This is a genomic window from Comamonadaceae bacterium OTU4NAUVB1 (assembly GCA_024372625.1).
Taxonomy (GTDB): domain Bacteria; phylum Pseudomonadota; class Gammaproteobacteria; order Burkholderiales; family Burkholderiaceae_C; genus Variovorax.
Map to the genome: position 1 here is coordinate 50,632 of CP099604.1, position 12,562 is coordinate 63,193.

General features: G+C 71.3%; 12 protein-coding genes. 10 read left to right on the plus strand and 2 right to left on the minus strand.

The genetic code is table 11. From position 1 onward, the window contains the following. The first annotated feature begins 74 nt into the window (after nucleotides 1–74). The 10 genes from NF681_02395 to NF681_02440 all read left to right on the plus strand — a co-directional run bounded on the left by NF681_02395 (nucleotide 75) and on the right by NF681_02440 (nucleotide 10,761). Nucleotides 75–1,658: an ABC transporter substrate-binding protein gene (locus tag NF681_02395; protein ID UST52788.1), complete on the plus strand. Its 1,584-nt coding sequence runs from the start codon at nucleotides 75–77 to the stop codon at nucleotides 1,656–1,658. A 12-nt stretch (nucleotides 1,659–1,670) separates the two neighbouring features. Next, nucleotides 1,671–2,612 (plus strand): ABC transporter permease, encoded by a 942-nt coding sequence (locus tag NF681_02400; GenBank protein UST52789.1) that lies wholly within the window; start codon nucleotides 1,671–1,673, stop codon nucleotides 2,610–2,612. Between the two features lie 10 nt (nucleotides 2,613–2,622). Beyond that, a complete protein-coding gene (locus NF681_02405; GenBank protein UST52790.1) occupies nucleotides 2,623–3,477 on the plus strand; it encodes an ABC transporter permease in 855 nt (284 codons plus the stop codon). A gap of 3 nt (nucleotides 3,478–3,480) precedes the next feature. Further along, entirely contained in the window at nucleotides 3,481–4,545 is a 1,065-nt protein-coding gene (locus NF681_02410) for an ABC transporter ATP-binding protein (protein ID UST52791.1), read from the plus strand. Continuing rightward, on the plus strand, nucleotides 4,542–5,534 hold the full coding sequence (locus NF681_02415) for an ABC transporter ATP-binding protein (GenBank protein ID UST52792.1): 993 nt from the start codon (nucleotides 4,542–4,544) through the stop codon (nucleotides 5,532–5,534). The genes NF681_02410 and NF681_02415 overlap by 4 nt, the downstream gene beginning before the upstream one ends. A gap of 21 nt (nucleotides 5,535–5,555) precedes the next feature. Further along, nucleotides 5,556–6,884, plus strand: a complete 1,329-nt coding sequence (locus NF681_02420) for an alanine racemase (protein UST52793.1) — start codon at nucleotides 5,556–5,558, stop codon at nucleotides 6,882–6,884. A gap of 17 nt (nucleotides 6,885–6,901) precedes the next feature. Continuing rightward, the gene (locus tag NF681_02425; protein UST52794.1) at nucleotides 6,902–7,846 is read left to right on the plus strand and encodes a MurR/RpiR family transcriptional regulator; all 945 of its coding nucleotides are present in this window, start codon (nucleotides 6,902–6,904) and stop codon (nucleotides 7,844–7,846) included. Then, entirely contained in the window at nucleotides 7,843–9,372 is a 1,530-nt protein-coding gene (locus NF681_02430; protein UST52795.1) for a D-aminoacylase, read from the plus strand. The genes NF681_02425 and NF681_02430 overlap by 4 nt, the downstream gene beginning before the upstream one ends. Nucleotides 9,373–9,607: 235 nt before the next feature. After that, complete coding sequence (locus tag NF681_02435) at nucleotides 9,608–9,985, plus strand: response regulator (GenBank protein UST52796.1); 378 nt, start codon at nucleotides 9,608–9,610, stop codon at nucleotides 9,983–9,985. Nucleotides 9,986–10,209: 224 nt separating this feature from the next. Further along, complete coding sequence (locus NF681_02440) at nucleotides 10,210–10,761, plus strand: GAF domain-containing protein (GenBank protein ID UST52797.1); 552 nt, start codon at nucleotides 10,210–10,212, stop codon at nucleotides 10,759–10,761. A 59-nt stretch (nucleotides 10,762–10,820) separates the two neighbouring features. Here NF681_02440 and NF681_02445 read toward each other — a convergent pair whose 3' ends face one another. Together NF681_02445 and NF681_02450 are read right to left on the minus strand one after the other, a co-directional pair. Further along, the gene (locus NF681_02445; GenBank protein ID UST52798.1) at nucleotides 10,821–11,678 is read right to left on the minus strand and encodes a glucose 1-dehydrogenase; all 858 of its coding nucleotides are present in this window, start codon (nucleotides 11,676–11,678) and stop codon (nucleotides 10,821–10,823) included. A 99-nt stretch (nucleotides 11,679–11,777) separates the two neighbouring features. Beyond that, the gene (locus NF681_02450; protein ID UST52799.1) at nucleotides 11,778–12,464 is read right to left on the minus strand and encodes a DUF2238 domain-containing protein; all 687 of its coding nucleotides are present in this window, start codon (nucleotides 12,462–12,464) and stop codon (nucleotides 11,778–11,780) included. Between the last annotated feature and the right edge of the window lie 98 nt (nucleotides 12,465–12,562).

Sequence of the window (12,562 nt, forward strand, 5' to 3'; positions counted from 1 at the left end):
TTGCACGCAAGACTTGGCATGCAACATGCGAGATCTTTGGTTGGAAAGAAAATATTTTTCACCAAACCTCCTTGATGAAAGTCCTGCTCATGAAACGCACTCTTGTCCATCGCGCTTGGTCGGCGCCAAGACGCCAGGTTCTCGGCGCCATCGCCCTGGTCGTGGCTGCCGTTGCCGCGCCGCTGCCCGCGCTCGCGCAGGCTTCGCGAAACCATGCGACCCTGGCGATGGTGGCCGAGCCCCAGACGCTCGACCCGATGGCGTCGAGCGCCGACCTCATCGGCACGGTCATGCAGCATGTCTACGAACCGCTGTTCACCTTCGATGCCCAGTGGAGCGTCGTGCCGATGCTGGCCGAGGCGATGCCCAGGATCTCCAATGGGGGCAAGACCTACGACATCGCCCTGCGCAAGGGGGTGATGCTGCACAGCGGCCGCGAACTCACGGCCGACGACGTCGTGGCCAGTCTCCAGCGCTGGATCGAGCAATCGCCGCGCGGCAAGGCCGTGGGCAAGGTCGTCGACAGCCTGAAGGCGAAAGGTCCGCTGGCCGTCGAGATCGTGCTGAAAGAGCCCTACGCGCCGCTGGCGGCCCAGCTCGCGCTGCCCAGCGGCATGGCCGCCGTCATGGCCAAGGAATCGATCGCCTCCCCGCTGAAGGATTTCGTGGGCACCGGTCCGTACCGCTTCAAGGAACGCAAGCCCGACCAGTACGTGCTGTTGAACCGCTTCGACAAGTACAGCGCCCGCAAGGAAGCGGCCAATGGCTACGGCGGCCGGCGCGAAGCGGTGATCGAGGAGTTGCGCTTCGTGCCGGTGCCCAACGCCAACACGCGCGTCGAAGGCGCGCTGGCCGGCCAGTACGATTTCGCCGACCTGCTGCCGGTCGAGGCGCTGGCCCGACTGGACAAGGCCGCCGGCAAGACGGTGCCGATCATGACGCCGGCCTTCGGCTTCCCCTACCTCGTCCTCAACACCAAGGAAGGCGTGGCCGCGAGCCTGCCGGTGCGCCAGGCGATCCAGATGGCGCTGGGCGAGGGCGAGATGCTGGCCGCCGGCTTCGGCGACACGCGCTTCTTCGTGGCCGAGGGCAACCACTTTCCGAAGGGTTCGCCGTTCCATTCGACCGCCGGCACCGACCAGTACAACCAGCGCAACGCGCCCAAGGCCAAGGACGCCGCCGTCAAGGCCGGCTACAAGGGCGAGCCGATCCGCGTGCTGACCAGCCGCCAGTACGACTTCCACTACAACATGGCGCTGCTGATGGCCGAGCAGCTCAAGCGCGCCGGCTTCAAGGTCGACCTGAACGTGGTCGACTGGGCGACGCTGGTCCAGCGGCGCAACGATCCGAAGCTGTGGGACATCTACGTGACGCACTCGGGCCAGTTCCCCGAGCCGATGCTCTCGCCGCCGCAGCTCGGCGACGGTGCGCCCGGCTGGTGGGACACGCCGGCCAAGAAGGCCGCGCTGCAGGCCTTCAACGTCGAGAGCGACCCGGCCAAGCGCGGCGCGCTGTGGGGCCGCGTGCAGCAGGTGGTCTACGACGAGGTGCCCTACATCAACGTGGGCAAGTTCAGCGGCCTGTCCGCCCGGAGCCCGGCGCTGGACAACTACCAGCCCGCGACCTGGCCGTTCTTCTGGAACGCGCGCATCAAGTAGGCGGACGTCGCCATGCTGCGTTTTCTCGCGTCCCGCGTGGCCGGCATGCTGGTCGTGCTCGCCATCGTGGCGGTGCTGGTGTTCGTGCTCACCCGCGCCGCTTCCGGCGACCCCGTCGCCGTGATGCTGGGCGACCAGGCGACCGCGGCCGACATCGCCCGCGTGCAGGTCGAGTACGGGCTGGACAAGCCCCTGCCCGTGCAGTTCGGCTACTGGCTGCGCGAGGTGCTCCAGGGCAACCTGGGGCAGTCGATCTTCCTGCAGCGCCCCGTCACCCAGGCGCTGTGGGAGCGGGCCGAGCCGACCACCCTGCTGTCGCTGATGGCGGTGGCCATCGCCGCGCTCATCGGCCTGCCGTGCGGCATCGCCTCGGCGGTGTTCCGCGGGCGCTGGATCGATTCCCTGTTCACGGGCCTGGCGATGCTGGGGGCCAGCGTGCCCAGTTTCTGGCTCGGCCTGGTGCTGATCCAGGTCTTCGCCGTCTCGCTGGGCTGGTTCCCGGTCTCCGGCTATGGCGCGCCCGACGCGCCGCTGCTCGACCGCCTGCACGCGCTCATGCTGCCGGCGGCGGTGCTGGGCCTGCTGAATTCGGCGCTGATCATCCGCTTCACGCGCGCCTCGATGCTCGACGTCCTGGGCGAGGACTACGTGCGCACCGCGCGTTCAAAGGGCCTGGGCGAGGGCACGGTGGTGCTCAAGCACGCGCTGCGCAACGCGCTGGTGCCCATCGTCACGGTGCTGGGCCTGACGGCCGCGCTGATGATCGGCGGCGCCGTCGTGACCGAAACGGTCTTCGGCCTGCCCGGCGTCGGCAGCCTGGTCGTGAACGCCGTGCTGCGGCGCGACTATCCCGTCATCCAGGGTGCGCTGCTGGTGATCGCCGCGATCTACGTGCTCATCAACTTCGCGATCGACCTGCTCTACGCCGTGGTCGATCCGCGCGTCAAGGTCTGAAGGGCCCGCCATGACACTCCGGATTCCCAGGCTGCCCCTGGCCCTGCGCCAGCTGCTGCACAACCGCATCGTGGCGGTCGCGCTGGTGGTGCTGGCGGCCGTGGCCGTGCTGGCGCTCGGCGCGCCGCTGTTCGCCTCGGCCGACCCCAACGACACGGCGGTGCTCGACCGCCTGAAGCCGCCCAGCGCGCAACACCTGCTGGGCACCGACGAGCTCGGCCGCGACCTCTACGCGCGCATCGTCCACGGCGCGCGCTATTCCCTTTCCATCGCGGCCGCCACCGCGCTCGGCGCGGTCGTCTTCGGCACCTTCCTGGGCCTGGTGGCGGGCTTCTTCCGCCGGCTGGACGCGCCGATCATGCGGGTGGTGGACGCCATGATGGCGTTCCCCGACATCCTGCTGGCCATCGCGCTGGTGGCGATCCTGGGGGCCTCGCTGGGCAACGTGGTGCTGGCGCTGGTGCTGGTCTACACGCCGCGCGTGGCGCGGGTGGTGCGGGCCTCCACCCTGGTGGTGCGCGAGCTGCTCTTCATCGAGGCGGTGCGCGCGCTGGGCGTGCGCACCTCGCGCATCCTGTGGCGCCACGTGCTGCCCAACCTGATGTCGCCGATCCTGGTGCAGGTGTCGTTCATCTTCGCCTATGCGATCCTGGCCGAGGCCGGGCTGTCGTTCCTGGGCGTGGGCGTGCCGCCGGAGATTCCCACCTGGGGCACGATGGTCGCGGGCAGCCAGCAGTACGCCGACCGTGCGTTCTGGGTGGTGCTGTTCCCCGGCGTGGCGATCATCCTGACGGCCCTGTCGCTGCAACTGGTGGGCGACGGCGTGCGCGATCTGCTCGACCCCAAACTCAAGAAGGCGGCCTGAGCCATGAACGACCTCCACGACGCCGCCGCCACGCCGCGCCTGTCGGTGCGCCAGCTGAGCACGAGTTTTCCGACCCAGGACGGCCTGGTCCGTTCGGTCGGCGACGTCAGCTTTTCCATCCTCCCGGGCCGCACGACGGCGCTGGTGGGCGAGTCGGGCTCCGGCAAGTCGGTCACCAGCCTCACGCTGATGGGCCTGCTGCCCAGGACCGCCAATGCGCACGTCACCGGCGAAACCGCGTTCGTGCGGCGCGACGGCCGCACGGTCGACCTGCTGAGCCTGCCGGCGGGGGACCTGCGGCGCCTGCGCGGCAACGAGCTGGCGATGATCTTCCAGGAACCGATGACCAGCCTCAACCCGGTGTTCCGCATCGGCGAACAGATCGCCGAGAGCGTGCGGCTGCACAAGGGGCTCCATCGCAAGGCGGCGATGGCGCACGCGCTGCGGATGCTCGACCTGGTCGAGATCCCGGCCGCCGCGCAGCGCCTGAACGACTATCCGCACCAGCTCTCCGGCGGCATGCGCCAGCGCGTGATGATCGCCCTGGCGATGGCCTGCGACCCGGCGCTGCTGATCGCCGACGAGCCGACGACGGCGCTGGACGTCACCATCCAGGCGCAGATCCTGCGGCTGCTGCGCCGCCTGCAGGCCGAGACCGGCATGAGCATCCTGTTCATCACGCACAACCTGGGCGTGGTGGCGCACCACGCCGACGACGTGGTGGTGATGTACGCCGGCCGCGTGGTCGAGCACGCCCCGGTGCGGCCGCTGTTCGCGCAGCCCCTCCATCCCTACACGCGCGGCCTGCTGGCCTGCCTGCCCGGCAAGGCCGAGCGTCCGCCCGCGAGCGGCGACGGCCCGCCCGCGCGGCGGCGCCTCTTCGCCATTCCCGGGCAGGTGTCGAGTCCGCTCGCGCCGCCGCCGGGCTGCGCCTTCGAGCCGCGCTGCGACCAGGCGATGCCGGCCTGCCGCGCGGCCATGCCACCGCTCATGGACACCGACACCGACGGCGCCCGGCAGGCCCGCTGCATCCGGGTGCCCGGGGCCCAACGCAGGGAGGCCGCATGAATCCGCTCGACATCGGCGCCGACATGCCGCTCATCGAGGTGCGCCACCTCAAGAAGTACTTTGGTTCCGGGGCGCGACCGGTGCGTGCGGTGGACGACGTGTCCTTCGCGATCCGCCGGGGCGAGACGCTCGGCCTGGTGGGCGAATCCGGCTCCGGCAAGAGCACCATCGGACGCACGGTGCTGCGCCTGCTGGAGCGCACCGCGGGCGAGGTGCGCTATCGCGGCGAGGACACCGCCGGCTTCTCCGGCGAGCGCATGCGCAAGCTGCGCAGCCAGCTGCAGATCATCTTCCAGGACCCCTACGCGAGCCTGAACCCGAAGATGCGCATCGGTGCCATTCTGGCCGAGGCGCTTTCGACGCACGGCCTGCACAAGGGCGCGGCGGCGCGCGCGCGGCGCATCGCCGAGCTGCTGGAGACCGTGGGCCTGCGCCCCGAACACGCGAGCCGCTTCCCGCACGAGTTCTCAGGCGGCCAGCGCCAGCGCATCGGCATCGCGCGCGCGCTGGCCGTGGAGCCGGAATTCATCGTCGCCGACGAGCCGCTGTCGGCGCTGGACGTGTCGATCCAGGCCCAGGTCATCAACCTGCTGGGCGATCTGCGCGAGCGCCTGTCGCTGACCATGCTGTTCATCTCGCACGACCTCGACGTGGTCGAGTACCTGTGCGACCGGGTGGTGGTGCTCTATTTGGGCAAGGTGATGGAGGTGGCGCCCACCGCCGCGCTGTTCGCGCATCCCGCGCATCCCTACACCCGCGCGCTCCTGGCCGCCAGCCCCAAGCCCGATCCGCTGCTACCGAGCGAGCCCGTGGTGCTCGGCGACGACATCCCCAGCCCGCTCGCGCCGCCCTCGGGCTGCGTCTTCCGCACGCGCTGCCCGCACGCCATCGACGCCTGCGCGCGGACCGTGCCGCCGCTCGAGGAGGTCGCGCCAGGGCGGTTCGCCGCGTGCATCCGTCGCGACACGTTCGCTGTCCCCGCCGCCTGACATCCCGATCCCCAAAAGAACATGACGATCCGAGACCCCGACCTTTCTATCGCCTCGCCCGGCGCCGCCGACGCGCTCGACCCCGTCCTGCACGCCGGCTTCAAGGGCTTCCCGCTCGCGGCCGCCCCGGTGCGCCGCAGCGCCATCGCAGCCCTCGGCTGGAACGTGCTGGCCGGGGACCTGCCGTTGCCCGTCGCACTGCTGCGGCGCGAGGCGCTGGACCACAACCTCGCCTGGCTGCAGGCGCGCGTCGACGACTGGGGCATCGACCTGGCGCCGCACGGCAAGACGACCATGTCGCCCCAGCTGTTCCGCCGCCAGCTCGACGGCGGCGCATGGGGACTGACCTTCGCGACGGTGGGCCAGCTGGCCGTGGGCGTGGCCGCGGGGGCGCGCCGCGCGCTGATCGCCAACCAGGTCGTGAGCGGCCCGGACTTGGCCGGCCTCCAGCACCTGCTCGCGCGCCATGCCGACCTGCGCGTCGTCTTCCTGGTCGATTCGACCGCCCAGCTCGACCTGATCGAGGACTGGGCGCGCCGCCACCCGCCGGCGCGGCCGTTCGAGGCGATGGTGGAGATCGGCGTGGCGGGCGCGCGCACCGGCTGCCGCACGCACGACCAGGCCATCGCCCTGGCGGCGCGGCTGCGCGCCAGCGCGGCGGTCCGGCTGGTGGGCATCGAATGCTATGAAGGGCAGGGCGCCACGGGCGAGAGCGGCCCCGATGCCGCCTACACCGACGCGCTGATGGACCGCGTCGACGCGGTCGCCCGCCACGCCGTCGCGCACGACCTGTTCGAGGGCGACGAGGTGCTGGTCTCGGCCGGCGGCTCGGCGCTCTACGACCTGGTCGCGCGCCGGCTGCGGCCCGCGCTCGGCCGGCCGGTGCGCGGGCTGCTGCGTTCGGGCTGCTACGTCACGCACGACCACGGCACCTACCAGCGGCTGCAGGTCCCGATCGACGCGCGCCTGCGGTGCGCGGCCGGCGAGAGCCTGCGCCCGGCCCTGGAGGTGTGGGCGACCGTGCAGTCGCGCCCCGAGCCGCGCCTGGCGATCGTGGCCATGGGCAAGCGCGACATCTCCTTCGACCTGTCGATGCCCGTGCCGATCGCGCGTGCGGCGGCTGGCGCGCGGCGGACCTCGCCGGTGCCGCCGAGCTGGGAGATCGGCGCGCTCAACGACCAGCATGCCTACCTGCGCTGGAGCGACGCCGACGACGCCCTCGCGCCCGTGGTGGGCGAGCGCATCGGCTTCGGCATCTCGCACCCGTGCACGACCTTCGACAAGTGGCACTGGATGCCGGTGGTCGATGACGACTACGGCGTCGGCGACGCGGTGACGATGCATTTTTGAGGCCACCGTCGGACGCCATGAACGCCCCCACACTGCTGCAGAAGGTCGCCGCCATCCGCGCCGACGCCCCGGCCGCGCGGCGCGCCATCCTGGACCTGATCCTGGAGGACCCGGACCGCGTGCTCCAGGAGAGCTTCGAACTGCTGGCGCAACGCGCGCGCAGTTCGGTGCCCACCGTCATGCGGACCTGCCGCGACCTCGGCTTCGCCGGCCTGCGCGAGTTCAAGCTCGCCCTGGCGCACGAACTGGCCCTTGGCGGCTCGCCGCTCCACCGGCGCGTGAACATCCAGGACAGCGCCGACGAGGTGGTCGCCAAGATCACGCGCAGCGCCGCCGCCTCGGTGGCCGGCGTGCGCGGGCAGCTCGACATGGCCGTGCTGGCGGGGGCCGTGGCCGCCATCGCCCAGGCGCCGCACATCGACCTCTACGGCGCCGGCGCGACGTCCTGGTTCATGGTCGGCGACCTGCAGGCGCGGCTGTTCCGGCTCGGCCTGTCGGCCAACGCGTGGTCCGACTACCACCTGCAGCAGGTGGCCGGCGCGGCGCAGCAGCCCGGCGGCGTCGTCATCGCGATCTCGCACGTGGGCGGCATGCCCTCGCTGCTCGACGCCATCGACATTGCGCGCGCCCAGGGCGCGAAGGTGGTCGCGCTGACGCAGCCCGGCACCGCGCTGGCGGCCCGGGCGGACTTCCTGCTCGGCCTGTCGGTGCCCGACGACGCGGTGATGCACGTGGGCATCGACGCCTACCTCACCCACCTCACGGCCATCGAGATCCTCACCGTGCTGGTGGCGCAGCACCGGGGCGACTCCGCCGTCGAGCGCCTGCAGCGCGCCCGCCAGGCGTTCCGGCGCCACGGCATCGACACCAACACCCATCCCCTGCAGAGCTGGGACGGCGGCGGCATCAGCGCGACGGCGCCCGCCTCCGCGCCACCCCACGACCACGGCGACCCCGCATGACGCACCCGACGCGCACCAGCGCCACCCCATCCCCCGCCACGACGCCACCGGACGGCCGCGCCGCGCGGCCCGTCCTCCTCGAACGCGGTCTGGTGGTCGACGGCACCGGCGGTGCGTCGTGGCCGGGCGACGTGCTGCTCCAGGGCGACCGCATCGTCGCGATGGGGGAGGGCCTGCGCGGTCGCCTGCCCACCGGCGTGTCGGCGGACGACCTCGACATCGTCGCCTGCGACGGCCGCGTCATTGCGCCCGGTTTCATCGACGTGCACACCCACGACGACGCCATCGTGCTGCGCGATCCGCTGTGCCTGCCCAAGCTCTCGCAGGGCATCACCACGGTGGTGACCGGCAACTGCGGCATCTCCCTGGCGCCCTACGCGACGCCACGGGCGCTGCCGCCGCTCACGCTGCTGGGCGCGGACTCGTTCCGTCATGCGTCGATGGCCGACTACCGCGGCGCCGTGACGGCCGCGCGGCCGACGCTCAACGTGGCCGCGCTGGTCGGCCACACGACGCTGCGCTTCGCCGCCATGCCCGCGCTCGACCGCGCGGCGACGCCCCGGGAGGTGGCGGCGATGGCCGAAGCGCTCGACCGCGCGATGGCCGAGGGCGCCCACGGCATGTCCTCGGGCCTGTTCTACGAGGAGGCCTTCGCGGCGCCGCCGTCGGAGGTCACGGCGCTGGCGCGCGTGGTGGCGCGCCATGGCGGCGTCTACGCCACCCACCTGCGCAGCGAGATGCAGGCCATCGTCGAGGCCCTGCACGAGGCCGGCGACACCGCCTTCGCGGCCGGCGTGCCACTCGTGATCTCGCACCACAAGTGCGCCGGTCCGGCCAACTGGGACCGCACGCTGGAGACCCTGCCGCTGATCGACGCGCTGGGCGCGCGGCAGGACATCGCCATCGACGTCTATCCCTACGTCGCCGGCTCGACTGTGCTGCGCGAGGACCTGGTCGACGGCGTGATCGACGTCCTGCTGACTTGGTCGGAGCCGCACCCGGAGGTCACCGGCCGCCTGCTGGCCGATGTCGCGCGCGAGTGGGGCGTCGACCAGAAGACGGCCTGCCGGCGTCTGCAGCCCGGTGGCGCGTGCTATTTCCAGATGAAGGAGGAGGACGTGGAGCGCGTCGTGGCCCACCCGCGCACCATGATCGGCAGCGACGGCCTGCCCCACGACCGGCATCCCCACCCGCGCCTGTGGGGCGCGTTTCCACGCGTCTTCGCGCGCTACTGGCGCGAGCGCCGGCTCTTCACGCTGGAGCAGGCGGTGCACAAGATGACCGGCCTCACGGCGCGCAACATGCGCATCGCCGGGCGCGGCGTGCTGCGGCCGGGGGCCATGGCCGACGTGGTGATGTTCGACCCCGCGACGATCGCCGACACCGCCACCTACGACCGCCCGCGCGGTGTCAGCGTGGGCATCGACCGGGTCTACGTGAATGGCCAGTGCGCCTACCTGGGCGGCGCCGACGTGCCCGAGGCCCGTGCCCGCGCGGGCCGGATGCTGTCGCGGGCGCAGGCCTGAAAACGCGCGGCGTGCGACCGCGCCGTGCAGCCGAAGCGGGGCCGGGGTGCGTGCCGGCGCGTGCGCTGGCGCACGGTGCGGCCCAGTCTCCGGCGCGATGATGGTCGGTTGGCGGCACTGGCGTTCCAGCGCGATCTGGTGCATGGTGACCGCCGGGCCCGGGCGATGGTCCAAATCCGCCCGCGCCCCAAATCGATCGATCCCACTTGAAGCCTGACCGCGAAAGGCGATTGCCATGCTGAATGTTTTCATCGTCGACGACGATCGCCGGTTCATCGATTCCCTGTCCGAACTGCTCGGCGAGCACAGCGACATCCGTGTCGCCGGGCATGCCCAGACCGAGGATGCGGCCGTCGAATGGTTCATCGGCAATCGCGCGGAGTGGGACCTCGGCATCGTGGACCTGGCACTGGGCGCCGGCAGCGGATTGCGTGTGCTGAGCGCCTGTCGGGTGCGCCAGGCGGGGCAGAAGATCGTCGTGCTGAGCAATCACCTGAACTCGGCGATGCGAAGACGTTGCACGCTCCTGGGCGCGGATGCGGCCTTCGCCAAGGATGCCGACATCGAGGCCATCCTCCGGTATTGCCGCGACGTGTCCGCGTCGAACCGCTGAAGCGCCAGGCTCGAGACGTTATGTTTTCAGGGGCTCCGCACCATGGCGTTCGGTCCTGATTTTGTTTACAACGGTTGCCGCGTGTTCCCGCCGCGTCGAGAGGTGTGCATGAGTTCGGATCGTCACGTGGTGTTCGTCGTCGGGAGGTCGACCGACGGCATCGAGTCCGCCTCGGGTGCGGCGGGGCGCGCACCCGCGGTGGCGAGCGCGACCAGGAATCCCGGATGACCCGGGGCCATGCGTCGCGCAGCGGCATCCCTGATGGCGCGGCACCGACCGCGCGCGCCGGCGCGACCAACCTGCCGCCGGTGATCCGGCCGCCTTCGGATGAGGACACCCGCCTGCTGGACCGAGGCATCGGCGAGATCCTGCGGCTGATGCGTGAGGACCTGGTGATGGACATCGTGCTCGTCACCGTGCACGACGGCGACGACGTGGTCGTGCGCCACGCGACTTCGTGCCCGGGCGAGGCCGGCATCGAAGGCCTCACGCATCCCCGGGAGGAAAGCATCTGCCAGCGCGTGCTCCAGGGACGCCTGCCCGCGATCATTCCAGACGTCGCCGCGCTCGGGCGCACGCACGACGTTCCCCGCACGCCCATCGTCCCTGGCGCCTTCATGGCCGCGCCGGTCGTGCTCAAGAGCGGCAGGCTCTACGGCGTGCTGTGCTGCCTCAACTTCGAGGCCATGCCCGACCTGGACGAACGTCATCACCAGCGCCTGCGGATGTCGGCGGAGCACATCGCGCGTCTGGTGGACGAGGCGGGCGAACGCTGAGGGACCGGCCCGGTGGGCCACGCGGCCGGGGCCGGGGCCGCGCGCGTCGCGGCCGCCGCTCAGATGAAGGGCACGCCGCCCGTGACGGCGATCGTCGCGCCGGAGATGTAGCTCGCCTGGTCCGACGCCAGCAGCACGTAGGCGCCCTGCAGTTCGTGCGGCTGGCCCGGGCGCTTCATGGGCGTCTGTTCGCCGAACTTGCTCACCTTCTCCGGCGGCATGGTCGAGGGGATCAGCGGGGTCCAGAACGGTCCCGGCGCGACGCAGTTGACGCGGATGCCCTTGTCCGCGAGCAGTTGCGCCATGCCGCCCGACAGGTTCTGGATGGCCCCCTTGGTGGCGGCGTAGGCCACCAGGCTCGCATTGGGCTTGTCCGCGTTCACCGACGCGGTGTTGATGATCGAGGCGCCGGGCGTCATGTGTCGAACGGCCGCCTTGCAGAGGTAGAAATTGGCGTAGACGTTGGTGCGGAACGTGCGGTCGAACTCCTCCGCCGAGATGTCCTCCAGGCTGTCGTGGCTCATCTGGAACGCCGCGTTGTTCACCAGGATGTCGAGCCGGCCGAACTGCTCGACCGCCTTCTCCACGAGGGCGTTGCAATGCGCCTCGTCGCGGATGTCGCCGGGCGCCTCCACGCAGCGCCGGCCCGCGGCCTCGATCAGGCGCCGGGTCTCCGCCGCGTCGCTGGCTTCCTCGGCCAGGAAGGAGATCAGGACGTCGGCGCCTTCGCGCGCAAACGCCAGCGCCACCGCGCGGCCGATGCCGCTGTCGCCGCCGGTGATCAGGGCGGCCTTGCCGGCGAGTTTTCCCGAGCCCTGGTAGGTGGATTCGCCGAAATCGGGGCGAGGCGACATGTCGCTTTCGAGGCCCGGCGGCTGCTGCGGCTGTTCGGGGAAGGGGGGCGTGGGGTTCTGCATGGCGATCGAAGGTCCGTTAGCGGGTGGGTCGAGGCGGTGCCCAAAGGGGCGCGTGTGCGACCAACATAGGAGCCCGCGCGCACGGGTCGCTGTAGGAAATCAGCCCAACGTGTCCGCGGGCCGGACCATCGCTTCGCGGCGCGCCGGCGGACCGGCGAGCCGGTCGATCTGTCGATCGTGCAGGCGCGGAATCGTCAGCAGCATGCACACCGCGCCCGCGAAGGCGCAGGCCATGTCCTTCTGCGCGTCCCAGATGTCGCCCTGCATCCCCAGGAAGTCCTCCGCGTCGGCCCCCGCGGTCACGGCGACGAGCCATTCGACGATCTCGTAGGTGGCGCTGAACGTCATGACCACGCACACCGTCAGGAACGGCAGCAGGTGCCTCGATCGCCATCGCAGCTTGCGGACGAACAGCTCCCGCGCCGCCAGGGCCGGCACGAAACCCTGGACGAAGTGCCCGATGCGGTCGTAGGGATTGCGGCTCAGGTCGAACGCGTCCGCGATCCATCCGCCCAGCGGGACGCGCGGAAAGGTGTAGGCCGCTCCGGCGACCAGACCCACGCACTGCACGGCGATGCCGGCGTACAGGATCGGGGTCAGCGGGAACGTCCTCCCGGTCCGCCACAGCCACGGCAGGACGATCGCCAGCGGCGCGATCTCCATGGCCCAGGTGAACCGGTCGTGGGGCTGGACGCCCGACAGGGCGACGGCGGCGAGGACCAGGCCGTTGAGCAGGAGGAGGACGCGCGGCAGGCGCGCGCGAGGAGCGTCTTCGATGGGATTCATGTCGTGGGTCGCGCGAGCCGTCGGGCCGAGGTGGGTGGTGACCGCCCGTCTTCGCAGAGCCTTCCCGGAACCGCGCGACCGCCGGTGTAGGCCAGGAC

What these genes read in the sequence shown, in the direction of transcription:
- NF681_02415 (UST52792.1), top strand. Translation starts at nt 4,542, where the DNA reads ATGAATCCGCTCGACATCGGCGCCGACATGCCGCTCATCGAGGTGCGC.
- NF681_02450 (UST52799.1), bottom strand. Translation starts at nt 12,464, where the DNA reads ATGAATCCCATCGAAGACGCTCCTCGCGCGCGCCTGCCGCGCGTCCTC.
- NF681_02400 (UST52789.1), top strand. Translation starts at nt 1,671, where the DNA reads ATGCTGCGTTTTCTCGCGTCCCGCGTGGCCGGCATGCTGGTCGTGCTC.
- NF681_02445 (UST52798.1), bottom strand. Translation starts at nt 11,678, where the DNA reads ATGCAGAACCCCACGCCCCCCTTCCCCGAACAGCCGCAGCAGCCGCCG.
- NF681_02435 (UST52796.1), top strand. Translation starts at nt 9,608, where the DNA reads ATGCTGAATGTTTTCATCGTCGACGACGATCGCCGGTTCATCGATTCC.
- NF681_02425 (UST52794.1), top strand. Translation starts at nt 6,902, where the DNA reads ATGAACGCCCCCACACTGCTGCAGAAGGTCGCCGCCATCCGCGCCGAC.
- NF681_02405 (UST52790.1), top strand. Translation starts at nt 2,623, where the DNA reads ATGACACTCCGGATTCCCAGGCTGCCCCTGGCCCTGCGCCAGCTGCTG.
- NF681_02395 (UST52788.1), top strand. Translation starts at nt 75, where the DNA reads ATGAAAGTCCTGCTCATGAAACGCACTCTTGTCCATCGCGCTTGGTCG.
- NF681_02440 (UST52797.1), top strand. Translation starts at nt 10,210, where the DNA reads ATGACCCGGGGCCATGCGTCGCGCAGCGGCATCCCTGATGGCGCGGCA.
- NF681_02430 (UST52795.1), top strand. Translation starts at nt 7,843, where the DNA reads ATGACGCACCCGACGCGCACCAGCGCCACCCCATCCCCCGCCACGACG.
- NF681_02420 (UST52793.1), top strand. Translation starts at nt 5,556, where the DNA reads ATGACGATCCGAGACCCCGACCTTTCTATCGCCTCGCCCGGCGCCGCC.
- NF681_02410 (UST52791.1), top strand. Translation starts at nt 3,481, where the DNA reads ATGAACGACCTCCACGACGCCGCCGCCACGCCGCGCCTGTCGGTGCGC.